The sequence below is a fragment of the Pseudomonas sp. DNDY-54 genome, from assembly GCF_019880365.1.
In the GTDB taxonomy this organism is placed as follows: Bacteria; Pseudomonadota; Gammaproteobacteria; order Pseudomonadales; family Pseudomonadaceae; genus Stutzerimonas; species Stutzerimonas stutzeri_P.
This window is the reverse complement of record NZ_CP082271.1, coordinates 936,072-958,820: the sequence shown is the minus strand read 5'-3', so window position 1 is coordinate 958,820 and position 22,749 is coordinate 936,072. Positions and strand designations below refer to the sequence as shown.

Sequence of the window (22,749 nt, the reverse complement as noted above, 5' to 3'; positions counted from 1 at the left end):
CAAGTGGAGCGGTACTGAAGCCTGTGCCACCATGAGCGCACCGCGGGAGCCCGCAATTCATTAAGGTTCAAGCCCATGCAAGAAGTCGTCATTGTTGCCGCCACTCGCACCCCTGTCGGCAGTTTTCAAGGCGCGCTGGCTAACATTCCGGCCGTCGAGCTGGGCGCCACGGTCATTCGGCGTTTGCTTCAGCAATCTGGTATCGATGCCGCTGATGTCGATGAAGTCATCCTCGGCCAGGTTCTTACCGCCGGGGCCGGGCAGAACCCGGCACGCCAGGCGGCCATCAAGGCCGGGCTGCCTCATGCCGTGCCGGCAATGACGCTCAACAAGGTTTGCGGCTCCGGCCTGAAGGCCGTACACCTCGCGGCTCAGGCAATTCGCTGTGGCGATGCTGACGTAGTCATCGCCGGAGGAATGGAGAACATGAGCCAGGCGCCCTACGTCATGCCCGCCGCGCGCACCGGCCTGCGCATGGGTCACGGCAAACTGGTCGACAGCATGATTCAGGATGGCCTGTGGGACGCCTTCAATGATTACCACATGGGCATCACAGCGGAAAACCTCGTCGCTAGGTACGGCATCTCCCGCGAGGATCAGGATGCCTTCGCCGCCGCTTCGCAGCAAAAGGCCGTAGCCGCTATCGAGGCCGGACGTTTTCGCGATGAGATCACACCCATCGAGATCCCTCAGCGAAGGGGCGAACCTCTGCTATTCGATACCGATGAACAGCCACGCGCCGGCACCACGGCCGAAAGCCTGGCGAAACTCAAACCAGCATTCAAGAGCGATGGCAGCGTCACCGCCGGCAACGCTTCCAGCCTCAATGACGGGGCGGCCGCAGTGCTGCTGATGAGCGCTGACAAGGCAAAAACGTTAGGCCTGCCCGTACTGGCGCGCATCGCCAGCTACGCCAATGCAGGGGTCGACCCGGCAATCATGGGCATCGGCCCGGTATCCGCCAGCCGTCGTTGTCTGGAGAAAGCTGGATGGACGCTCGAGGCGGTCGACCTGATCGAAGCCAACGAGGCTTTCGCCGCGCAGGCGTTGTCGGTGGGTAAGGAGCTCGGCTGGGACGCGGAGAAGGTCAACGTAAACGGTGGCGCCATTGCGATCGGTCATCCGATCGGCGCGTCGGGTTGCCGCATCCTCGTGACCCTTCTGCACGAAATGCTCCGCCGCGACGCCCATAAAGGGTTGGCCACGTTGTGTATTGGCGGCGGCCAAGGTGTGGCACTGGCGATCGAACGCTAGCGAGCCGGTATCACGCCGGCCCAGCGCCAGGTTTTTCCGATAAACTGCGCGGCCAACGTCCCGAGTCGCCGCGCATGTCATCTCTCGAACAGGCGCTGCGCGCCGCGTACCGCCACCGCGAAACGCTGCTAAGCCAACTGCACGACCAGGGCACCGACTGCTACCGCCTGTTTCATGGCAGTCAGGAAGGCGCCCCAGGCCTGACGGCCGATCGTTATGGTCCGCTGTTACTGGTCCAAAGCTTCCATCAGCCACTCGAGCGCGACACGCTGCTAACAATGCATGCACAGCTTTGTGCGAGCCTTGGCAAGCCCCTGTTGCTGGTCTACAACGATCGCTCACAGACGAACTCGCGTATTGATCGCACCGATCCGGTGTACCGTGCCGATGAAGCGGCTCGGGGGGATCAGATTGGCCGCGAATGGGGGCTTAACTACCGCGTCCGCGCGCGACACAGTGGACAGGATCCGCTGCTGTTTCTTGATCTGCGAAATGCGCGCGGCTGGGTCAAGGGCCACAGTGCCAACAAGTCCGTGCTCAACCTGTTCGCATACACCTGCGGCGTAGGCCTATGTGCAGCCGCCGGTGGCGCACGCGAGGTCTGCAATCTGGACTTCGCCGAGAGCAATCTTGCTGTCGGGCGCGAAAACAATGCGCTCAATCCAGAATTACCGCCGATGCAGTTCATCCAATCGGACTACTTTCCCGCTATCCGTCAGCTGGCGGGTTTACCGGTTTCGCAGCGGCGCGGTCGAGCGCTCCCTGATTACCCCCGCTTGGAACCAAAACAGTTCGACCTGGTACTGCTCGATCCGCCGGCGTGGTCGAAAAGTGCATTCGGCACGGTCGACCTGCTTCGCGACTACCAAAGCCTACTCAAGCCCGCCCTGCTCGCGACTGCGGACAATGGTGTCCTCGTCTGCTGCAACAATCTCGCGAAAGTCAGCCTGGATGATTGGCGCGAACAGGTTCTGCGCTGCGCGATCAAGGCCGGGCGGCCGGTGCGCGACTGCCAGGTGCTGTCCCCGGCATCGGACTTTCCCACAACGGATGGCCGGGCGCCGCTGAAGATTCTCACACTGCAATTGTGAAGGCGGGCCCGCACCATGACCTGAGAGGAACCTGCCTGTCATGCCATACTCCAAGGCAGTTCACCGCCCGGAATGTAGATCCGCATGCCCAACGGAATGAAGCGCACGTTCATCGGCCTGATGACCGCATTGGTCTGCTACGGCCTCCTCGGCTTTTTAATCCTGCCCGGTGTCGCTCAGCGGGTCGTCAATCAGCAGCTGGTCCAGTACGCCACGGTTCCGGCACGCCTCGAGCGAATTGAATTTAATCCCTTCAGCCTAGAACTGACGCTGTTCAACCTGCACCTCGGTGAAGCCGATCAGCCGCAACTGGGCTTCGAGCGCCTGTACCTCGACCTGCAATGGAGCAGCCTCTGGCGCCGTGCTCTGCAGATTGAGGACATCGAGCTGATTCAGCTGCACACCGACGTGGTGGTCGACAAAGATGGCAACCTCAACCTGACCCAACTGTTTGACGTCCCGCCGTCCGAAGAGCAGCCGAAAGAGACGGAGCCAGAACCCTTTGCCCTAAGCATTGCGCGACTACAGCTGGTTGAAGGGTCCGTGCGTTTCGCCGATCAACGCCCCGAGGAACCCATCGATTTCCTCCTCGACTCACTCAATTTCGAACTGCTCAACTTCGCCACCCGCTCGAACGACGCCGCCGATGCGGTACTCGTCGCAACCGGCCCAAGCGGTGCACGAGTGGACTGGAAAGGGCAATTGAACCTGACGCCAGTGAGCTCGTCCGGTCAGCTTAAGGTCAGCAACCTCGTATTGAAGGATTTCTGGGCCTATGCGCAAGACGCCGTACCGCTGCGCTTGCAGGAAGGCCGCCTAAATTTCGCGTCCGACTATCAGCTCAACCTTGCTGACAGCACCGAATTGCAGCTCAGTAACCTGAACGCACAACTGGCACCCCTGAAGCTCGATACGCGTGATGGCGAACCACTGGTTCGCCTGGAGACCCTTGAAATCAGCGAGACCTCCCTGGATCTACTCAAGCAGCGCGTGGTGATCGGCAAGTTGCGCAGTCATGCGCTGGAAACCTGGGTCACCCGGGAGGGCGATGGCGCGCTGAACTGGCAGACATTGCTGACCCCCTCCACGCCGACCGGGAAGCAGCAGGATCCTAGCCGGGCAAGCGCGGCGTCGCCCCCTGACTCGACGACAACCGACAGCGCGGCGGAGCGCGAAAGCGCCTGGCAGGTCGTACTGCGGGACGCACAGCTTAGGGACTACCGCCTGCACGTGTATGACCGTGTGCCAGAAGAGGATGTCGCACTGGAGCTTGGCCCACTGAACCTGGACATCGCCGATTTCGACAGTCGAGGCACTACCCCTTTCAAGCTGGAACTGGACACCCGCGTCGGCAATCAGGGCCACCTGCGCGCAGCGGGGCAGCTGCAATTGGCACCGCCGACGGGGCAGTTCGACATTTCCACTGAGGATATCGACCTGCGCATCGCGCAGGCCTATCTGACGCCCTTCGTTCACCTCGAACTGCGCAGCGGCATGCTAGCCAGCGAGCTGGAGGTTGAGCTGACCGGCACTGAGCCGCTGGCGTTCACTGTCGGCGGGGCAGCGGAAGTCACCCAGCTGCACACGCTAGACACCATCAACAACCGCGACTTCGTCAAATGGCAACGCCTGAAGCTCGGCGGGCTTGAATACCGGCACCCTGAGCTGCTTCAGATCGAGCGCATCGAGCTCAGTCAGCCGTACGCGCGTTTCATCATCAATCCGGATCTGACCACCAACATCAATGATCTGTTGGTCGACAAGACGGCCTCGAACGACGTTGTTAGCGAAACGGCGGAGGCGGAACCGCTGGCCATCCGCATTGGAGGCATCGACATTGAAGACGGCTCGGCGAATTTCTCGGACCTCAGCTTGCGACCGCCCTTTATCACCGCAGTGCAGGAACTAGACGGCCAGATCGGCACGATCGACAACCGCGCGCAACGACCCGCCACGGTCGACGTGGAAGGTAAGGTTGATCGCTACGCACCGGTGACCATAGAGGGCAGCCTCACACCGTTCGATCCACTGCAGAGCCTGGATATCACCACCCGCTTCAGGCAGGTCGAGCTGACCACGCTCTCGCCCTATTCCGGCAAGTTCGCCGGGTATCGCATTCGTAAAGGCCGTCTCGACCTCGATCTTCATTACCGCATCCAGCAGGGTCAGCTGAATGCAGAAAACAAAGTCGTCCTGCAGCAACTGCAGCTAGGCGAGAAGGTGGACAGCCCCGAAGCTGTCGACTTGCCGGTACGATTGGCCGTCGCACTGCTGAAAGACAGCCAGGGAACCATCTCGCTCGAACTGCCGGTTCAAGGCAACCTCAACAACCCTCAATTCGACGTCATGCCCATCGTCTGGCAAACGTTGCGAAATCTGATAACACGGGCAGTAAAGGCGCCGTTCAAATTCCTGGCGGGCTTGGCCGGTGGTGATCAAGCCGACCTCAGCCAGATATTGTTCGCACCCGGCAGCAGTGAACTCGAACAACAGGCGCGCAGCAATCTCGATGCCCTGGCGCGCGCACTGCAGGAGCGTCCCGTGTTGCGCCTGGAAGTTGAAGGTCAGAGTTCTCCGCAAGCAGACGGCCCGCTATTAGCCGAGCAGTGGCTACAACGCGAATATCAGGAAACTTGGTACAAGGTGCTACAACGTCGTGGTGACAAGGTTCCTGCGGATGCCGCGCAGCTGGAAATCGGTGAGGAGGAGAAAACCGCCATGCTGGAAGGCATATACCGCAGTCGGCTTGGGCAACAACCCCCAAGTGAGTGGGAGAGTCTCGACGAGCAGGAACGCAGCAAGCGTATGCGTGACGCTGTGATCAGCAACCGAGCGGACAGCACCGCGTTACTGCGCCGGCTCAGCCGGGCCCGCGCCGCTTCCATCAAGGACTATCTGGTCGACCAGGCGGGCCTGAAGGACTCACGCGTTTACCTGCTGGATACCGGCATCACGCAAACCGCAGGAGAAGGCCGAATTCCGACATCTCTGCACTTGGGGACCGAGTGACATGCCAACCGTCGCTCGAAGCGTCTTGCTGCTGATGCTGACGTTCACTGCCCCACTGTCGCAGGCTGACACGCTTCGCTGTGGCAGTCAGTTAGTCAGCACCGGTGACAGGACGTTCGAAGTTGAACGCAAATGTGGCACCCCGATCCAACGAGATCTGATTGGCTACACGCTGGGCCGTCACGCGAGACAAGAGCTCCTACTCGAAGAATGGCTCTACGGGCCAAACAACGGGATGCTCAGCATCCTCACATTCGAAGGCAATCGACTGATACGCATTGAGTCCCGCCGCGATCGCTGACTGATAAGGACTGTTATGTCGACTCTCGCATCATCACTGGTACTGCTGAGCCTGCTGCTGGCTAGCGGCGGCGCCCATGCCTCTTCTACCCACCGCTGCGGCAGCGCACTGGTCAGTCTCGATGCATTCACCAGCGAAGTCCGGAGCAAGTGCGGAGAGCCCGTTGACGCTTTGCCGTTGGGTTATAAGGAGATTCTGGATGACTATGGCTTCCGACATGAGGTCATTGTGGAGGAATGGACCTATGGCCCAACGAATGGGATGTACCACTTCCTGCGCTTTGAAGGGAATCGCCTGCGACGTATCGAAAGCCAGCGTGGTCGTTGAACTACAAAAAACCCCGCGCGAAGGCGGGGTTTTTTCTATGCCGCGATGGCGACAATAGCGATCAGTTAATCGACCGCTTTCAGACCGTCAGCAGATACGTCACGAACACCCTCGATGGCCTTGGCCTTGTTGATCGCCGCTTCACGCTCGGCCTCAGTCGCTACGGTGCCGGACAGCGAAACAACGCCGTCATTGGTTTCAACTTCGATATCCATACCCGGAGTAGCATCTTCAGCCAGCAGAGAAGACTTCACTTTGGTAGTGATCCAGGTGTCGGAGGTAGCATCGCCAGCTTCTTTCATGGTGTCGTTGGCGGCCAGCATGACGGTATCAACCTTATCCAGTGCTGGCGTGGCGTCGGCAAAAGCAGCGCTAGCCATCGGCAGGCTCAGTGCAACGGCGACAGCAGCAGCGGTCAAAGAATTCTGGATCGTGTTCATAATGGCACTCCTGTTTTCTATAGATTCCGCGGCATTTCTTCCACCGCGGATGCACAGATAACATCGCAAGCGGCATGCCACTTTCAGACGACATAAATATCCTTACAGATCAATCAGTTGCGATAGCATAGTGGCTTACAGCCACGTGCACAGTGCATGTTTTGCCTTCGGGAGGCGTGCAACTTGCAATCAATTCAACGATGCCCGAGAGCGCTAAGTCGTCGTGCCACCCCAAACCCGTGCACAGAAACGAAAAAAGGACCCGTAAGGGTCCTTTTTCTTTTGACTCTGACGCTTAAGCGCCAGACGCTTCTGCAGCTGCAACGTCTTTGATGGAAAGCTTGATGCGGCCGCGGTTATCCACGTCCAACACCAGAACTTTTACTTCCTGGCCTTCCTTCAGTACGTCGGTCACTTTCTCCACGCGCTGATCGCTCAGCATGGAGATGTGCACAAGACCGTCCTTGCCCGGAAGGATGTTAACGAAGGCACCGAAGTCGACGATACGCTCAACCTTGCCGACGTAGATCTTGCCGATCTCTGCCTCAGCGGTAATGCCCAGAACGCGCTGCTTCGCCGCTTCTGCAGCTTCCTTGGTCTCACCGAAGATCTTGATCGAGCCGTCATCTTCGATATCAATCGAGGCCTTGGTCTCTTCGCAGATGCTGCGGATGGTGGCGCCGCCCTTGCCGATCACGTCACGGATCTTGTCCTGGTCGATCTTCATCGCGATCATCGTCGGCGCGTTGGCCGACAATTCGGTACGCGACTGTGCGATCACCTGGTTCATCTGGCCGAGGATATTCTGGCGAGCTTCCAGGGCCTGGCCCAGGGCGATCTCCATGATCTCTTCGGTGATGCCCTGGATCTTGATATCCATCTGCAGCGCGGTCACGCCCTTGGAGGTGCCGGCCACCTTGAAGTCCATGTCACCCAGGTGATCTTCGTCACCCAGGATGTCGGTCAGTACAGCGAACTTTTCGCCTTCCTTGACCAGGCCCATGGCAATACCGGCTACCGGCGCCTTCATCGGCACACCCGCGTCCATCAGCGCGAGCGAAGCACCACAGACAGAGGCCATGGAGCTGGAACCGTTGGATTCGGTGATTTCCGAAACCACTCGAATTGTGTAGGGAAATTCGTCAGCGCTCGGCAGCATGGCAGCAACCGAACGACGGGCCAGACGGCCGTGACCGATTTCGCGGCGACCGGTAGCGCCCATGCGGCCACACTCGCCGACCGAATACGGCGGGAAGTTGTAGTGCAGCATGAAGGGATCTTTCTTCTCGCCTTCCAGGGTGTCGAGCAGCTGCGCGTCACGGGCAGTGCCGAGAGTGGCAACGACCAGGGCCTGGGTTTCGCCACGGGTGAACAGCGCCGAGCCGTGGGTCTTGTCGAGTACGCCGACTTCGATGTTCAGACCACGAACAGTGCGAGTGTCGCGACCGTCGATACGCGGCTTGCCATTGACGATGTTCTCGCGAACGGTGCGGTATTCGATTTCGCCGAAGGCTTCTTTGACTTCACCGGCAGAGGGCTGACCTTCTTCACCGGAGAACTTGGCGACAACCTGGTCTTTCAACTCACCCAGGCGTGCATATCGGTCCTGCTTGATGGTGATGGTGTACGCCTGAGAGATGGCCTCGCCGAATTCGCTACGAATTGAGCTGAGCAGCTGGGTGTTTTCAGCCTTTGGCTGCCAGTCCCAGGTCGGCTTGCCCGCTTCGGCTGCCAACTCGGTAACGGCCTGCACCACGGCCTGGAATTCGTCGTGAGCGAAGAGCACCGCGCCCAACATCTGGTCTTCGGTCAGCTCTTTGGCTTCCGACTCGACCATCAGTACGGCATCCTTGGTACCGGCGACGACCATGTCCAGGCTCGACGCCTTGAGCTGCTCGTAGGTCGGGTTCAACAGATAGCCGGTTTCCGGGTGGAAAGCGACGCGAGCAGCGCCGATCGGACCGTTGAACGGAATGCCGGAAATCGCCAGCGCAGCCGAAGTACCGATCATCGCCGCAATGTCCGGATCGGTCTTCTTGCTCGTCGATACGACGGTGCAGATCACCTGGACTTCGTTCTGGAAGCCTTCCGGGAACAGCGGACGGATTGGACGATCGATCAGGCGCGAGGTCAGGGTTTCCTTTTCGGAAGGACGCGCTTCACGCTTGAAAAAGCCGCCTGGAATCTTACCGGCAGCGTAGGTTTTTTCCTGATAGTGGACCGAGAGCGGGAAGAAGCCCTTGCTCGGATCAGCAGTTTTGGCACCGGTGACAGCGACCAGAACGGTCACGTCGTCATCAACGGTGACCAGCACGGCGCCACTGGCTTGACGGGCGATACGGCCCGTTTCGAGGGTTACGGTCGACTGACCGAATTGAAATTTCTTGATTACCGGGTTCACGGTGGTTCCTTCTCTATGTTGCCTTGGGGGAAACGTCTCTCACGCCTCGCGGGCCATGCCACGCGCGAAACGCTTTATTCGAATTCTTGGGCAGTCCAGGGTATCGAACCCGAACGCTGTCCAGAGGTGTACCTCTGAAAGGCAAAAGCTGGAAGCAGGGCGAGCCCTACTTCCAGCTTTAGCATTCAGCTTCGGACCAGCATCGCTTAGCGACGCAGACCCAGACGACCGATCAGGGTGCTGTAGCGAGTGGTGTCCTTGCCCTTCAGGTAATCCAGCAGCTTACGACGCTGGTTAACCATACGGATCAGACCACGACGGGAGTGGTGATCTTTGCCGTTGGCCTTGAAGTGACCTTGCAGCTTGTTGATGTTGGTGGTCAGCAGGGCAACCTGCACTTCCGGGGAACCGGTATCACCTTCAGCTTGCTGGTACTCGCTAACGATCTGAGCTTTTTCTTCAACGCTAAGTGCCATGATGGGCTCCTTCTATGAACAGGCCGGGACATGTCCCGTGTTTTAAAAGAGGTGTGACCGTGCCTGCCAACAGCCAACCTCGTAACGCGACACACCCTAGGGCGCATCACGAATCGGTCATTCCGACCGAATCAGTCGACGCGGCGCGATGCGCCCGTCTTCGCTCACTTCACCGATACCAATGAAGCGACCATTATGATCCTGCACTCGCAGCATGCCGAACTTCGGTGCCTCCGGCGCACGCACCGGCTGTCCATGCAGCCAATAGAACGAGCTGTGCTCAGAAAGCTGCAGAAGTGGCCAGTGCTCAAGTCCGCTATCGACCGGCTTGAGGAAAGCGTCCACCGCCTCTGCCCCGCCTTCGGCGTGTACCCGTTCCAGCTCTTCAAGACTGACGGTCTGGGTCAAGTCGAAAGGCCCGGCCTGAGTTCGCCTCAGCTCGGCCACATGAGCCCCACAGCCTAAAGCGTGACCTATGTCTTCGACCAAGGTCCGGATATAGGTGCCCTTGGTACAGGCGACAGCCAGACGCGCCCGGTCCGCTTCGAACGACAGCAAATCCAGGCGGGCAATGGTAACAGAACGAGGCTCACGCTCCACTACCTCTCCTGCGCGCGCGAGCTTGTATAACGGCTGGCCGTCACGCTTGAGCGCCGAGTACATCGGCGGCACCTGCTGCAGGTCACCCCGAAACTGCGGCAATAGCGACTCTAGCTGCGCCTGGGTTACGGTGACGTCCTTTCGCTCGATCACCTCGCCCTCGGCATCGGCCGTAGTTGTCGTGACGCCAAGCTGGGCAACGGTTTCATAACCCTTGTCAGCATCAAGCAGATACTGCGAAAACTTGGTCGCCTCCCCAAAACACAACGGCAGCACGCCAGTTGCCAGCGGATCGAGGCTACCGGTGTGGCCCGCCTTCTCGGCGTTGAGCAACCAGCGAACTTTCTGCAAGGCGGCGTTGGAAGTGAAACCGCGAGGTTTGTCGAGAAGAATGATGCCGCTGACGGCACGGCGTACGCGTTTTACCTGGGCCAAACCTTACTCTCCAAGATCGTCGCTGTGCTTGCGGTCTTCAGCAACCGCACGCTCGATGAGCGACGTCAGCTCGACCCCGCGACGCACACTGGCGTCATAGTTGAAATGCAGTTGTGGCACGGTACGTAACTTCATCGCTTTGCCCAGCTGCATCCGCAGGAAACCGCTGGCATCGTTGAGGATCCGAAGATTGCCCTTGACCGCATCTTCGTCATCATCCTTGCCCATGACCGTAATGAAGATCTTGGCATGGGACAGATCGCGACTGACCTCGACTGCCGTGATGGTGATCAGACCCAAACGGGGATCTTTCACTTCACGTTGAATGAGCTGCGCCAACTCGCGCTGCATCTGATCGCCAATACGTTGGGTACGGCTGAATTCTTTGGCCATAAAATCTGCCTTGAGCAGCAAGCTGCTAAACCTGAAAAAACGTCGTGCTGCAAAGGCAAACGGCAAGCTTCCAGGATCTCTCCTGAAAGCTTGCCGCCGGTTTGCCTAACAGCTGCTGTTAGAGCGAACGCGCCACTTCGACTTTCTCGAACACTTCGATCTTGTCGCCAGCTTTGACGTCGTTGTAACTCTTCACCGCGATACCGCACTCCATGCCGGCACGCACTTCCGCGACGTCGTCCTTGAAGCGACGGAGCGACTCCAGCTCGCCTTCGAAGATGACCACGTCATCGCGCAGAACACGAATCGGACGATTGCGGTGCACCATGCCCTCTAGCACCATGCAACCGGCCACGGCACCGAACTTCGGCGAGCGGAACACATCACGCACTTCCGCAATACCGAGAATGTTTTCCCGGACATCGCTGCCCAACATGCCGGTCAGGGCCTTTTTGACGTCTTCGATGATGTCGTAGATCACGTTGTAGTAACGCAAATCCAGACCTTCCTGCTCGACGATCTTACGTGCGCCAGCATCGGCACGAACGTTGAAGCCAAACAACACCGCGTTGGATGCCAGTGCGAGGTTGGCATCGCTCTCGGTGATACCACCGACACCGCCGCCGATGACGCGTACTTGCACCTCATCGTTACCCAAACCACTGAGCGAGCCCTGTAGCGCTTCCAGCGAACCGCGGACGTCGGATTTGAGGACGATGTTCAGCGTCTTCTTCTCTTCCTGCCCCATGTTCTCGAAGATATTTTCCAGCTTGCCGGCATGTGCACGGGCCAGCTTCACTTCGCGGAACTTGCCCTGACGGAACAAGGCCACTTCACGCGCCTTCTTCTCGTCAGCCAGAACGCTGAGCTCGTCACCTGCATCCGGTGTACCGTCGAGGCCAAGAATCTCGACCGGAATCGAAGGTCCAGCTTCCTTGATCGGTTTGCCGTTCTCGTCGAGCATCGCGCGGATACGGCCGTAGTTGGAGCCAACCAGTGCCATGTCACCCTGACGCAACGTGCCATCCTGCACCAGCACGGTAGCGACCGGGCCGCGACCTTTATCCAAACGCGATTCGACTACAACACCACGGCCGGGAGCCGACGGCGTTGCGGTGAGTTCAAGGATCTCGGCCTGAAGCAACACCGCCTCAAGCAAATCGTCGACACCGGTACCCATCTTCGCGGACACCGACACGAACGGCGTATCACCGCCCCATTCTTCCGACGTCACTTCGTGAACAGACAACTCGCTACGAATCCGATCGAGATCGGCGCCAGGCTTGTCGATCTTGTTCACCGCAACCACCAGCGGTACGCCAGCAGCCTTAGCATGCTGAATCGCCTCGATGGTCTGCGGCATCACGCCGTCATCGGCTGCTACCACAAGGATCACGATATCAGTCGCCTGCGCACCACGGGCACGCATGGCGGTAAACGCGGCGTGGCCAGGGGTGTCGAGGAAGGTGACCATGCCGCGATCTGTTTCCACATGGTAGGCGCCGATGTGCTGGGTGATACCACCCGCTTCACCTGCGGCCACCTTGGCACGTCGAATGTAGTCGAGCAGCGAAGTCTTACCGTGGTCGACGTGACCCATTACAGTCACAACTGGAGCACGTGTAATCGCCTCGCCTTCGAACTTCAACAGCTCAGCCAGCTGCTCTTCAAGCGCGTTGTCGCTGACCAGCTTGACCTTGTGGCCCAGCTCTTCGGCGATCAGCTGAGCGGTTTCCTGATCAAGTACCTGGTTGATGGTCACCGGAGTGCCCATCTTGAACATGAACTTGATGACTTCGGCTGCCTTGACCGACATCTGCTGCGCCAGATCGCCGACGGTGATCGTCTCACCAATAGCGACTTCGCGAACGATCGGACCGCTCGGGCTCTGAAAGCCATGCGCATTACGCTTCTTCAGCTTTGACTTACCACGTCCGCCGCGACGGAACCCATCAGCATCGTCATCGCCACTACGAACAGTGCGCGACAGCGGAGCTTTGGCCTTCAGCGAAGGACGATGCTGCGCCTGCTTACGATCACGTCGCTCGTCGTCGTCACTACGGGCCTTATCAGGGCGACGCGGTTCGTCCTTCTTGCGATCCTCGACCGGAGCGGCAGGCGCAACGGGAACAGGTTCCGCAGCAACGGCTGCGACCGGCTCTTTAGGCTCATCAGATACTGCAGTTTGAGTGGCTGCCGCTTCAGCCTGACGGCGAGCCTCTTCTTCGGCACGCACGCGCGCTTCTTCGGCCGCTTTCAGCCGCGCTGCTTCTTCTGCTGCGCGTTGCTCTTCGAGTTCGCGTTGCTTCTCAGCTTCGATTTCGTCAGGGCTACGCTTAACGAATGTTTTCTTCTTGCGTACTTCCACGCTGATGGTCTTGCTGCCACCGACCTTCAGCTTGGTGGTGGTCTTGCGCTGCAAGGTAATCTTGCGCGGCTCATCCACCTTGGCACCGTGGCTGCTCTTGAGGTGCGCCAACAGGGCCTGCTTTTCGTTATCGGTCACTACTTGCTCGGCGCTGGTGTGCGACAGTCCTGCCTCACGCATCTGCTGCAGCAGTCGCTCGACCGGTGTGTCGACCACCTGGGCCAGTTCTTTCACCGTGACTTGCGTCATGCATCTCTCTCCTCAGGCCGCTAATTACTTACTCGAACCAATGGGCTCGGGCGGCCATGATCAGCTTGCCGGCACGCTCTTGATCAATGCCGTCTATGTCGAGCAGGTCGTCAATCGACTGCTCGGCCAGGTCTTCGCGGGTGATGACACCTCGCATTGCCAACTCGACCGCCAGTTCCTTGTCCATGCCTTCCAGCGCGAGCAAATCCTCGGCTGGCTGGGCGTCTGCCAGTTTTTCTTCCGTTGCGATCGCTTTAGTCAGTAAACGATCTTTAGCGCGGGTTCTCAGCTCATTGACGATGTCTTCGTCGAAGCCTTCAATGCCGAGCATTTCCTCCATTGGGACGTACGCGATCTCTTCGAGCGAGGTAAAACCTTCCTCGACCAGTACTTGTGCCAGTTCCTCATCGACGTCCAGCTCTTCGATGAAATTGCGCAGGATGTCGCCGGTTTCTTCCTGTTGCTTGCTCTGGATATCCGCCTCGGTCATTACGTTCAGCGTCCATCCAGTCAGTTGACTGGCAAGACGCACGTTCTGGCCGCCACGACCGATAGCTTGCGCCAGGTTGTCTTCACCAACCGCAATATCCATGGCATGAGCGTCTTCATCAACGATGATTGCGGCCACTTCAGCAGGTGCCATCGCGTTGATGACGAACTGAGCTGGATTCTCATCCCATAACACGATATCGACACGCTCGCCGCCGATCTCTCCGGATACCGCCTGGACGCGCGAACCACGCATTCCGATGCATGCACCCTGTGGATCGATACGCTTGTCCTTCGAGCGAACAGCAATCTTGGCGCGCGAGCCCGGGTCACGAGAAGCACCCATCACCTCAATCAGCCCTTCAGCAATTTCCGGCACCTCGATGCGGAACAGCTCAATCAGCATCTCCGGCGCAGTGCGCGACAGGATCAACTGAGGCCCGCGGTTTTCAGTGCGGATATCCTTAAGAAGCGCGCGTACTCGCGCGCCGACACGAAATGTCTCGCGAGCAATAATGTCTTCGCGAGCAAGCAGTGCCTCCGCGTTGTTACCCAAGTCGACGATAACGCTGTCACGGGTTACTTTCTTGACCGTTCCGGAGATGATTTCACCCAGGCGGTCACGGTAGGCCTCGACCACCTGCGCACGCTCAGCCTCACGGACCTTCTGCACAATGACCTGTTTAGCCGTTTGCGCGGCAATACGGCCAAACTCAATCGACTCGATCTTCTCTTCCAGGACATCACCGACTTTGGCATTGGCTTCTTGAGCCTGCTTCATGTCAGTAGTCAGCTGGTGCGCCGGGTCGTCGAAATCCTCTTCTTCAACAACAGTCCAGCGGCGGAAGGTCTCGTAGCTACCATTCTGCCGATTGATCTCGACCCTCAGGTCCACTTCATCCTCAAAGCGCTTTTTGGTAGCGGTGGCCAGCGCCAGCTCCAATGCCTCGAATATCACACCGGCCGGTACGCCTTTTTCATTGGATACCGACTCCACAACCAGCAGTACTTCTTTGCTCATCGTACGCCTCGCCTATCGCAATCCATTGGGGTCCGCGGGATCCGCGATTCACTCAAAACGGGGAATTATGTTGGTCTTGTCGATCATGTCGATCGGCAACAGATACTCGTGGTCGTCAACCAGCACCACTACATCCTGTTCCTCGATCCCGCGGAGAAGACCCTGGAAATTGCGCCGCCCGTCGAAGGGCGAGCGCAGCTTTATTTTGACTTGCTCGCCCACGTGCGCCGCGTACTGTTCAAGAGTGAACAGTGGTCGATCCATACCCGGCGAGGACACTTCAAGCGTGTAATCAGAGCTGATCGGATCCTCGACATCTAGCACTCCGCTGAGCTGACGGCTGACCTTTTCACAGTCATCAACCAAAATCCCGTTGGGATGATCGATATAGATCCTCAGCAAAGAATGTCGACCCTGCGAAATAAATTCGACACCCCAGCATTGATAGCCCAGCGCCTCGACCACAGGGGCCAACAAGGCCTGCAACTGTTCTAGCTTGCTCGACATCGAAGTCCCTCGTGCATGCCGTGAAAATGAAAAATGGGCGAAACGCCCATCCCTGATGATCGCCTGTAGATGCCGGCGACCTGGCTTGAAGCTAATAAAAAGCCCCTCGATAGGGGCTCTTCATCAACTGGTTGCGGGGGCTGGATTTGAACCAACGACCTTCGGGTTATGAGCCCGACGAGCTACCAGACTGCTCCACCCCGCGTCAAACTGGGCACGAATTATACGACCGCATCAAACATTGGTCAACCAAAACGCAGAAACAAGAAAGCCCGCATCTGCGGGCCTACTTGTTTGGTACCGAGGAGGGGACTCGAACCCCTACAGCCTATGGCCACTACCACCTCAAGGTAGCGTGTCTACCAATTCCACCACCTCGGCAAAAACTTTTTTACTGCTGATCCTGAACCTGTGGAACATCGTCTGCAGTAGGCGCGGACGGAGCGGACTCCAAAACAGGCACATCTTCAACAGCCGGCTTGCTAACCGGAACCTCCAACACTGCGGGGTCCGGCAAGCCTGCCTGTGACATCTGATCAGCCTGCTGAGTCGCAAAAAACGCCAACCCCAGACTAGTCACGAAAAAAACGCCCGCCAGTATAGCAGTAAAACGACTGAGAAAGGTAGAAGAACCTTGGCTTCCGAAAACAGTTGCCGAAGCACCCGAGCCGAAAGACGCACCCGCATCCGCTCCCTTACCCTGCTGCAGCAACACCAGCACAACCACACCAATAGCAACCAGCAGATGCACCACAATCACAACAGTCTGCAACATCTGATCAGTTCCCTGCGGCACGACAAATCGCACCGAAATCATTCGCTTTCAGAGAGGCCCCACCGATAAGCCCCCCATCGATATCCGACATCCCGAACAGCTCAGAGGCGTTTTCCGCCTTGACGCTGCCACCATAAAGAACTCGTACGCCCTCGGCGATACGCTGATCCTCACGTGCGAGTTGCTCGCGAATAGCCGCATGTACTTGCTGGGCCTGCTGCGGCGTAGCCGTAAGCCCGGAACCAATGGCCCAGACCGGCTCATACGCCACAACCGCCTTTTTGAAAGCAGCTATTCCAGCCTCAGCTATGACGCGAGCCAACTGACGCCCAACCACTTCCAGCGTTTGCCCAGACTGGCGCTGTTCAAGCGTCTCACCTAGGCAGAGCACTGGAGCCATTCCGCACTCCAATGCCGCTACAAACTTCTTACTAACCACATCGTCGCTTTCACCCAGAATCAAGCGTCGCTCCGAGTGGCCCACCAATACCCATTTACAACCAGCATCAACCAGCTGAGAGGCTGATTCTTCTCCAGTCAAGGCACCAAAGCCAACTTCCGAAGAGCAGTCTTGAGCACCGACAGCGATACTCCGACCTTCCAATTCCTCAACGACCTGAGTCAGATGAAGACTGGATGGAAAAACTACAACTTCGACCCCTGGAGACAACTCCTGCTGGCAAAGCGCTTCGATCAGCTCTGCGACGCTGGCGCGGGTACCGTTCATCTTCCAGTTACCAGCTACCAATGGGCGACGCATGCTTTACCTCGTCGGTCAAAGTGGGCGCAGATGGTACTCAACGAAAACACCTCTTGCAAGCGGCAATCATGCACAAACTTCCGTAACCGCGTGCGCCAGCTCTTCGGCGTAACCTCTCACCTGTTTTTCGTCGTCACCTTCAACCATGACGCGCACTAGCGGCTCTGTTCCAGACTTGCGAAGCAGCACCCGACCTCGCCCCCCCATGCGCTCCGTGACACTGTCACAGACCGCCTGAACCTGAGGGTGGGAGATCGGATCCCTGTCACCAGTGAAACGCACATTGATCAAAACTTGAGGACATTTGCTCCAGGCTAAACGCTCTTGTGCGAGATTCTGACCGCGGCGCCTCAAGGCCAGCACCACTTGGAGCGCCGCAATGATGGCGTCGCCGGTGGAAACGTGCTGAGCGCAGACAATGTGTCCTGAATTTTCCCCGCCAAGCACCCAGTCACGCTCGAGCATCTCTGCCATCACATACCGGTCGCCAACTTTTGCCCGAACGAAAGGAATGTCTCGCGCCTTCAGCGCCAGCTCAAGCCCCAGGTTACTCATAAGCGTGCCGACCACACCACCCGCCAGGCGATCACGATCCTGAAGATCGGTTGCGATAATGTAGAGCAACTCATCACCGTCTACCTGAGCTCCCGTATGGTCGACCATCATTACGCGGTCACCATCCCCGTCGAACGCGATACCCAGGTCAGCACCCTGTTCCACCACGGCCTTTTGAAGCTGTGCGACATGAGTAGACCCGACGCCCGCGTTGATATTGAGTCCGTCTGGCTGAGCCGCGATGACCGTCACGTCAGCGCCGAGCTCACGAAAGACGCTGGGCGCAACCTTGTACGTAGCGCCATGGGCGCAGTCCAGCACAATCTTCATACCAGAGAAGTCCGTACTGGTCGGCACACTGCTCTTACAAAATTCGATATAACGGCCGGCGGCGTCGTTGATCCGCGATGCCTTACCGAGCTGCGCCGATTCGACAACAGTCATTGGCGTATCGAGCAATTCCTCGATCATTAACTCGACTTCGTCTGGCAGTTTTGTGCCCCGCCCGGAAAAGAACTTAATGCCATTGTCGTGATGCGGATTGTGCGACGCACTGATCACTATGCCAGCTTCCGCATGGAAGGTACGGGTCAGATAAGCAACAGCCGGGGTAGGCATAGGCCCAAGCAGCAGTACATCTGCACCCGCTGCAGAGAGACCGGCCTGTAGCGCAGACTCAAACATATAGCCCGATATTCGGGTGTCCTTGCCGATTAGAATGCGGCATTTACCATGCTTGCGAAAAGCCATTCCGGCCGCCCAGCCAAGCTTGAGCATGAAGTCCGGCGTGATCGGAAACTGCCCAACATGCCCACGTATGCCGTCGGTGCCAAAATACTTTCTACCCATGAAAAAAATCCTTATTCCGCCGCTTGTACCGCGGCAATCATTCGTACCACATCGACCGTCTCTGCCACGTCATGTACACGGAGGATTTTAGCCCCCTGAACAACCGCTAGCGCAGCAAGCCCGAGCCCGCCATACAAACGCTGACCCACGTCACGCTCGAGCGCCTGACCGATCATGCTTTTTCGCGACACCCCAACCAGCAGAGGGCGCCCCAACACATGGAGGCGCTCCATATGTTTGAACAGACTGAGGTTATGTGAAAGGGTCTTCGCGAAGCCAAATCCCGGATCGAGCACAATACGCTCGGCACGGATGCCCGCAGCAACACATGCATCCATGCGCCCCCTGAGGAAAATCAGCACTTCAGCGGTCACATCGTCATATCGCGGATCGTTCTGCATGTCAGCAGGCTCACCCCGCATATGCATCAGACACACCGGCAGGCCTGTATCAGCCGCGGCGTCAAGTGCGCCATCCCGAGTGAGCGATCGTACGTCATTGATCAAGCCGGCACCGAGGCGCGCGGTTTCCCGAATCACGGCAGGTGTCGATGTATCGACTGAGATAACCACGTCGAGCTCACGCGCAATCGCCTCGACCACTGGCGCAACGCGCTCCAATTCCTCGAGCGGCGACACTACGCGCGCACCTGGGCGAGTCGACTCTCCTCCAACATCGACTAGCGTCGCGCCCGCCGTAACCATCGCCTCCGCGTGACGCAGCGCTGCGTCAACACCGACATGCTGACCACCATCGGAGAACGAGTCAGGAGTGACATTCAGAATGCCCATGACATGTGGGCGGGAGAAATCAAGAACCCGGCTGCCACATGACAGCCGGGTTTGATGTGACGCTTCAATCATTAAAAAAGCCTTAGCTTAGTGCTCGCCAGCAGGCCCACCGATCGGCGTCTGCGGGCGGCCGCCTTCTGGCTGTACGGGCGTTCCGGTCGGTCCCGACCCATCCTGCCAGTCGCGAGGCTCCCGCGGCGTGCGGCCGGCCATAATGTCGTCAATTTGATCCGCATCGATGGTTTCGTACCTCATCAACGTCTCGGCCATCAGATCGAGCTTGTCACGGTTGTCGGCCAAAATTTGTTTGGCGGTGCCGTAGCATTGATCAATGATGCTGCGAACTTCTTGATCGATCAGCTTCGCCGTGTCACCAGACACATTAGTGTGCTGACTGCCCGCGCTACGCCCGAGGAATACCTCACCCTCTTCTTCGGCGTACATCAGTGGACCAAGCTTTTCAGAGAGCCCCCATTTGGTGACCATGTTTCGCGCCAGCTGAGTGGCCCGCATGATGTCGTTCGAGGCGCCAGTAGTAACCCCTTCGAAACCCAAGGTCATTTCCTCGGCGATTCGACCACCGAACAATGAACAAATCTGGCTAATCAGGGCACGCTTGGAAAGGCTGTAGCGATCTTCCTCGGGAAGGAACATCGTGACGCCCAGCGCTCTACCGCGTGGGATGATCGAAACCTTATAGACGGGATCATGCTCCGGCACGACGCGACCAACAATGGCATGGCCCGCTTCGTGATAGGCGGTGTTGAGGCGCTCTTTCTCCGACATAACCATCGATTTGCGCTCAGCGCCCATCATGATCTTGTCTTTCGCCAGTTCGAACTCCTTCATCTCTACCACACGCTTGCCAGCGCGCGCAGCGAACAAGGACGCTTCATTCACCAGGTTAGCCAAGTCCGCGCCTGAGAAACCAGGCGTGCCACGAGCGATGAGTGCCGGTTCGACACTGTCTCCCAGCGGCACCTTGCGCATGTGGACTTTTAGGATCTGTTCGCGACCGCGGATGTCCGGCAATCCGACCACCACCTGACGGTCGAAACGCCCGGGACGCAGCAGCGCGGGGTCAAGCACGTCCGGCCGGTTTGTGGCCGCAATGACGATAATCCCGTCATTCATCTCGAAACCATCCATCTCCACCAGCAACTGGTTGAGGGTCTGCTCACGCTCATCATGACCGCCGCCGAGGCCTGCGCCACGATGACGACCGACCGCGTCGATTTCATCGATGAAGATAATGCACGGCGCGTGCTTCTTGGCCTGTTCGAACATGTCGCGGACGCGGCTCGCACCGACACCCACGAACATTTCTACGAAGTCGGAACCGGAAATAGTGAAGAAGGGAACCTTGGCCTCGCCAGCTACGGCCTTCGCCAACAGTGTCTTACCGGTACCTGGCGAGCCGACCATCAGCACGCCGCGCGGGATGCGGCCACCCAGGCGCTGAAACTTACCAGGGTCGCGAAGGAACTCGACCAGTTCGGTTACTTCTTCCTTTGCCTCATCACACCCAGCTACATCGGCGAACGTGGTTTTGACCTGATCTTCGGAAAGCAAGCGTGCCTTGCTTTTGCCAAAGCTCATCGGTCCACCTTTGCCGCCTGCGCCACCCTGCATCTGGCGCATGAAAAACATGAAGACCGCGATGATCACCAGTATCGGGAAACTCGCGACAAGCAACTGCGTCCAGATGCTCTGCTGTTCAGGTTGCTTGCCCTCGATCACGACATCGTTGTTGATGAGGTCGCCGATCAGACCGTTATCCTGAATCGCAGGCCGTATCGTCTTGAAGGTTTCTCCGTCACTGCGCTTACCCGTGATGACAAAGCCGTCTACGGTTACTCGTTCGACACGACCTTCTTTCACCTGCTCGATAAAATCGGAGTAGTTGAGCGTCTGCGGCTCGGTCGGGCTGGAAAAGTTGTTCATCACCGTCACCAGGACAGCGGCAATGATCAACCACAGAATCAGGTTTTTCGCCATGTCATTCAATTTCACTACCCTCTAGAGCAGGCGCGTTGTCCGGAGCCTGCATGACGGCCGATGGTTCGCTCTCGGCCTAACTTACTACACAACACCGCTGAACGGGCAGCTCGGTCTGTAACCCCATATGAAACATCTAACCGCAATCACCCCGGCGGGTGCCGCCGATCCTAATGGTCATTACAACTACGACCGCGGCCCATCTATCTCGTTGCCATCGCCACGATAGCCGCGCGCCAAAAGATATTGCTCGCGTGAACGGTCCCGTGACGACAAGGGCTTGCGCATCTGTACCTTCTCAAAGTTCTGCCGCACGTCCTTGAGGTAGGCGTCGAATCCGTCGCCCTGGAATACCTTGATCAGAAAATCACCGCCCGGTCGCAGTACCCGCATGGCCAAATCCAGCGCCAGCTCGCAGAGAAACATTGCGCGCGCTTGGTCCGCTACCTTTACCCCACTCATATTGGGGGCCATATCGGAAATCACAAGGTCCACCTGGGTGTCGCCGATTGCCTGAAGGATCTCGGAGAACACTTGGTCTTCGGTGAAGTCTCCGAGCACGAAGGTCACATCCGCGATACTGTCCATGGGCAGGATATCCGACGCAATCAGCCGCCCACGACCTCCAATGACGCGACTGGTAACCTGCGACCAACCGCCCGGAGCGGCCCCGAGATCAACCACGGTCATGCCGGGGCGCAAGATTCGATCCTTTTCCTGTATTTCGAGCAGCTTGTAGCTAGCCCGGGATCGATAGCCGTCGCGCTGCGCCATCTTCACGTACGGATCGTCGAAATGTTCTTTCAGCCAACGCGGGCTGGTCTTGGAGCGTGCCAAGCTGATACCTCATCTGTGCGGCTCAGGGTGTGTCAGTTACACTAGCCGCCGTTCTAAAAGTTCTGACGCAAGGGTCGAATTATGCCGCTCACTAACGAGCAGAAGAAACAGTACAAATCCATCGGCCATCATTTGAAGCCGGTGCTGATCGTGTCGGAGAACGGCTTGACCGAAGGTGTGCAGGCCGAACTGGAGCGAGCCTTGACTGATCATGAACTGATCAAGGTACAGCTTCGGATCACCGAGCGTGACGATCGACGCGCGTTAATGGAAGAGTTGTGCAAGATCGGAGGCTGCGAGCTGGTCCAAGCCATCGGCAAGATGGCGCTGATCTATCGCAAGAATCCGAAGGTCAACAAGCAGCTCTCCAACGTACATCGCTTTCAGGCCTAAGCCTGACGCAAGCATCGCGAATCATAGCCGCTCCCGTCCGGGAGCGGCCTGCAGCACCAAAATCAGCCCGCACATACCGATAACCAGATAGCTGAATACCAGCCAGTACGGAGACTGGACGACACCTGCCCGCACCGCAAAAAAACTCGTCGCGAGCAACAATATGGTGAGCAAAAGCTGACCTCGAAAGTCTTTCCACAAGCTTCGCAAACCGCCTAGCTGGATCAGCACGACGGCCTGAAGGACGACACAGAAGGCAGCGAAGCCCACCAATAGCGGACGAAGGCTGCTCCCAATTTCCTCGATAAGCATCGGCGCAAGGCCGATTTTAGCGAGCGCCGGAAGCATGACAAACTGAAGCAGCCAAAGACCGCCAACCCAGAACGTCTGGGCCAGCTGCCAGCTTATGGTTCCGGCACGCAACGGCTGA

The 22,749-nt window shown here is 58.1% G+C and carries 21 protein-coding genes and 2 tRNA genes; 6 read left to right on the top strand and 17 right to left on the bottom strand.

Annotated features, from left to right (window positions below):
- Nucleotides 1-75: 75 nt before the first annotated feature.
- The 5 genes from K4O48_RS04550 (at nucleotide 76) to K4O48_RS04530 (ending at nucleotide 5,982) form a co-directional block, all read left to right on the top strand.
- Complete coding sequence (locus tag K4O48_RS04550) at nucleotides 76-1,254, top strand: acetyl-CoA C-acetyltransferase (RefSeq protein ID WP_222910888.1); 1,179 nt, start codon at nucleotides 76-78, stop codon at nucleotides 1,252-1,254.
- Nucleotides 1,255-1,328: 74 nt separating this feature from the next.
- Nucleotides 1,329-2,345 carry a class I SAM-dependent rRNA methyltransferase gene (locus K4O48_RS04545; RefSeq protein WP_222910887.1) on the top strand — a complete coding sequence of 339 codons (1,017 nt, stop codon included), beginning with the start codon at nucleotides 1,329-1,331 and terminating at the stop codon, nucleotides 2,343-2,345.
- Nucleotides 2,346-2,429: 84 nt separating this feature from the next.
- Nucleotides 2,430-5,354 carry a DUF748 domain-containing protein gene (locus tag K4O48_RS04540; protein WP_222910886.1) on the top strand — a complete coding sequence of 975 codons (2,925 nt, stop codon included), beginning with the start codon at nucleotides 2,430-2,432 and terminating at the stop codon, nucleotides 5,352-5,354.
- A gap of 1 nt (nucleotide 5,355) precedes the next feature.
- Nucleotides 5,356-5,655 carry a DUF2845 domain-containing protein gene (locus K4O48_RS04535; RefSeq protein WP_260523695.1) on the top strand — a complete coding sequence of 100 codons (300 nt, stop codon included), beginning with the start codon at nucleotides 5,356-5,358 and terminating at the stop codon, nucleotides 5,653-5,655.
- Nucleotides 5,656-5,670: 15 nt separating this feature from the next.
- On the top strand, nucleotides 5,671-5,982 hold the full coding sequence (locus K4O48_RS04530) for a DUF2845 domain-containing protein (protein WP_222910885.1): 312 nt from the start codon (nucleotides 5,671-5,673) through the stop codon (nucleotides 5,980-5,982).
- Between the two features lie 65 nt (nucleotides 5,983-6,047).
- On the opposite strand, the gene K4O48_RS04525 is transcribed toward K4O48_RS04530, so the two are convergent.
- From K4O48_RS04525 to rlmE, 16 genes are all read right to left on the bottom strand, one after another.
- Entirely contained in the window at nucleotides 6,048-6,422 is a 375-nt protein-coding gene (locus K4O48_RS04525; protein WP_222910884.1) for a BON domain-containing protein, read from the bottom strand.
- Nucleotides 6,423-6,717: 295 nt separating this feature from the next.
- Complete coding sequence (gene pnp / locus K4O48_RS04520; RefSeq protein ID WP_222910883.1) at nucleotides 6,718-8,823, bottom strand: polyribonucleotide nucleotidyltransferase; 2,106 nt, start codon at nucleotides 8,821-8,823, stop codon at nucleotides 6,718-6,720.
- A gap of 206 nt (nucleotides 8,824-9,029) precedes the next feature.
- Entirely contained in the window at nucleotides 9,030-9,299 is a 270-nt protein-coding gene (gene rpsO, locus K4O48_RS04515) for a 30S ribosomal protein S15 (protein ID WP_045429687.1), read from the bottom strand.
- A gap of 117 nt (nucleotides 9,300-9,416) precedes the next feature.
- A complete protein-coding gene (gene truB / locus K4O48_RS04510; protein WP_073301301.1) occupies nucleotides 9,417-10,334 on the bottom strand; it encodes a tRNA pseudouridine(55) synthase TruB in 918 nt (305 codons plus the stop codon).
- A gap of 3 nt (nucleotides 10,335-10,337) precedes the next feature.
- Nucleotides 10,338-10,727 carry a 30S ribosome-binding factor RbfA gene (rbfA, locus tag K4O48_RS04505; RefSeq protein ID WP_019342081.1) on the bottom strand — a complete coding sequence of 130 codons (390 nt, stop codon included), beginning with the start codon at nucleotides 10,725-10,727 and terminating at the stop codon, nucleotides 10,338-10,340.
- Between the two features lie 118 nt (nucleotides 10,728-10,845).
- Nucleotides 10,846-13,344: a translation initiation factor IF-2 gene (gene infB / locus K4O48_RS04500; RefSeq protein ID WP_222910882.1), complete on the bottom strand. Its 2,499-nt coding sequence runs from the start codon at nucleotides 13,342-13,344 to the stop codon at nucleotides 10,846-10,848.
- 28 nt (nucleotides 13,345-13,372) lie between these two features.
- Complete coding sequence (gene nusA, locus K4O48_RS04495; RefSeq protein WP_222910881.1) at nucleotides 13,373-14,854, bottom strand: transcription termination factor NusA; 1,482 nt, start codon at nucleotides 14,852-14,854, stop codon at nucleotides 13,373-13,375.
- Nucleotides 14,855-14,902: 48 nt separating this feature from the next.
- A complete protein-coding gene (gene rimP, locus K4O48_RS04490; RefSeq protein ID WP_222910880.1) occupies nucleotides 14,903-15,361 on the bottom strand; it encodes a ribosome maturation factor RimP in 459 nt (152 codons plus the stop codon).
- A gap of 128 nt (nucleotides 15,362-15,489) precedes the next feature.
- A tRNA-Met gene (locus K4O48_RS04485) sits at nucleotides 15,490-15,566 on the bottom strand.
- Nucleotides 15,567-15,656: 90 nt separating this feature from the next.
- A tRNA-Leu gene (locus tag K4O48_RS04480) sits at nucleotides 15,657-15,742 on the bottom strand.
- A gap of 10 nt (nucleotides 15,743-15,752) precedes the next feature.
- Entirely contained in the window at nucleotides 15,753-16,136 is a 384-nt protein-coding gene (secG, locus tag K4O48_RS04475) for a preprotein translocase subunit SecG (RefSeq protein WP_222910879.1), read from the bottom strand.
- 4 nt (nucleotides 16,137-16,140) lie between these two features.
- The gene (tpiA, locus tag K4O48_RS04470) at nucleotides 16,141-16,896 is read right to left on the bottom strand and encodes a triose-phosphate isomerase (protein ID WP_222910878.1); all 756 of its coding nucleotides are present in this window, start codon (nucleotides 16,894-16,896) and stop codon (nucleotides 16,141-16,143) included.
- 66 nt (nucleotides 16,897-16,962) lie between these two features.
- The gene (gene glmM / locus K4O48_RS04465) at nucleotides 16,963-18,300 is read right to left on the bottom strand and encodes a phosphoglucosamine mutase (protein ID WP_222910877.1); all 1,338 of its coding nucleotides are present in this window, start codon (nucleotides 18,298-18,300) and stop codon (nucleotides 16,963-16,965) included.
- 11 nt (nucleotides 18,301-18,311) lie between these two features.
- On the bottom strand, nucleotides 18,312-19,163 hold the full coding sequence (gene folP / locus K4O48_RS04460; protein ID WP_222910876.1) for a dihydropteroate synthase: 852 nt from the start codon (nucleotides 19,161-19,163) through the stop codon (nucleotides 18,312-18,314).
- A 15-nt stretch (nucleotides 19,164-19,178) separates the two neighbouring features.
- Entirely contained in the window at nucleotides 19,179-21,089 is a 1,911-nt protein-coding gene (gene ftsH / locus K4O48_RS04455) for an ATP-dependent zinc metalloprotease FtsH (protein ID WP_222911990.1), read from the bottom strand.
- 186 nt (nucleotides 21,090-21,275) lie between these two features.
- Entirely contained in the window at nucleotides 21,276-21,926 is a 651-nt protein-coding gene (gene rlmE, locus K4O48_RS04450; protein WP_222910875.1) for a 23S rRNA (uridine(2552)-2'-O)-methyltransferase RlmE, read from the bottom strand.
- An 81-nt stretch (nucleotides 21,927-22,007) separates the two neighbouring features.
- On the opposite strand from rlmE, the gene K4O48_RS04445 reads away from it, so the two are divergent.
- Nucleotides 22,008-22,319 (top strand): YhbY family RNA-binding protein, encoded by a 312-nt coding sequence (locus tag K4O48_RS04445; RefSeq protein ID WP_222910874.1) that lies wholly within the window; start codon nucleotides 22,008-22,010, stop codon nucleotides 22,317-22,319.
- Between the two features lie 21 nt (nucleotides 22,320-22,340).
- Here K4O48_RS04445 and K4O48_RS04440 read toward each other — a convergent pair whose 3' ends face one another.
- Complete coding sequence (locus tag K4O48_RS04440; protein ID WP_222910873.1) at nucleotides 22,341-22,742, bottom strand: DUF4149 domain-containing protein; 402 nt, start codon at nucleotides 22,740-22,742, stop codon at nucleotides 22,341-22,343.
- Nucleotides 22,743-22,749 lie beyond the last annotated feature (7 nt).

Bases quoted from the DNA above. Each gene is read 5' to 3' on its own strand.
- K4O48_RS04550 (WP_222910888.1), top strand. From the start codon at position 76: ATGCAAGAAGTCGTCATTGTTGCCGCCACTCGCACCCCTGTCGGCAGT.
- K4O48_RS04545 (WP_222910887.1), top strand. From the start codon at position 1,329: ATGTCATCTCTCGAACAGGCGCTGCGCGCCGCGTACCGCCACCGCGAA.
- K4O48_RS04540 (WP_222910886.1), top strand. From the start codon at position 2,430: ATGCCCAACGGAATGAAGCGCACGTTCATCGGCCTGATGACCGCATTG.
- K4O48_RS04535 (WP_260523695.1), top strand. From the start codon at position 5,356: ATGCCAACCGTCGCTCGAAGCGTCTTGCTGCTGATGCTGACGTTCACT.
- K4O48_RS04530 (WP_222910885.1), top strand. From the start codon at position 5,671: ATGTCGACTCTCGCATCATCACTGGTACTGCTGAGCCTGCTGCTGGCT.
- K4O48_RS04525 (WP_222910884.1), bottom strand. From the start codon at position 6,422: ATGAACACGATCCAGAATTCTTTGACCGCTGCTGCTGTCGCCGTTGCA.
- rpsO (WP_045429687.1), bottom strand. From the start codon at position 9,299: ATGGCACTTAGCGTTGAAGAAAAAGCTCAGATCGTTAGCGAGTACCAG.
- rbfA (WP_019342081.1), bottom strand. From the start codon at position 10,727: ATGGCCAAAGAATTCAGCCGTACCCAACGTATTGGCGATCAGATGCAG.
- infB (WP_222910882.1), bottom strand. From the start codon at position 13,344: ATGACGCAAGTCACGGTGAAAGAACTGGCCCAGGTGGTCGACACACCG.
- nusA (WP_222910881.1), bottom strand. From the start codon at position 14,854: ATGAGCAAAGAAGTACTGCTGGTTGTGGAGTCGGTATCCAATGAAAAA.
- rimP (WP_222910880.1), bottom strand. From the start codon at position 15,361: ATGTCGAGCAAGCTAGAACAGTTGCAGGCCTTGTTGGCCCCTGTGGTC.
- secG (WP_222910879.1), bottom strand. From the start codon at position 16,136: ATGTTGCAGACTGTTGTGATTGTGGTGCATCTGCTGGTTGCTATTGGT.
- tpiA (WP_222910878.1), bottom strand. From the start codon at position 16,896: ATGCGTCGCCCATTGGTAGCTGGTAACTGGAAGATGAACGGTACCCGC.
- glmM (WP_222910877.1), bottom strand. From the start codon at position 18,300: ATGGGTAGAAAGTATTTTGGCACCGACGGCATACGTGGGCATGTTGGG.
- folP (WP_222910876.1), bottom strand. From the start codon at position 19,163: ATGATTGAAGCGTCACATCAAACCCGGCTGTCATGTGGCAGCCGGGTT.
- ftsH (WP_222911990.1), bottom strand. From the start codon at position 21,089: ATGGCGAAAAACCTGATTCTGTGGTTGATCATTGCCGCTGTCCTGGTG.
- K4O48_RS04445 (WP_222910874.1), top strand. From the start codon at position 22,008: ATGCCGCTCACTAACGAGCAGAAGAAACAGTACAAATCCATCGGCCAT.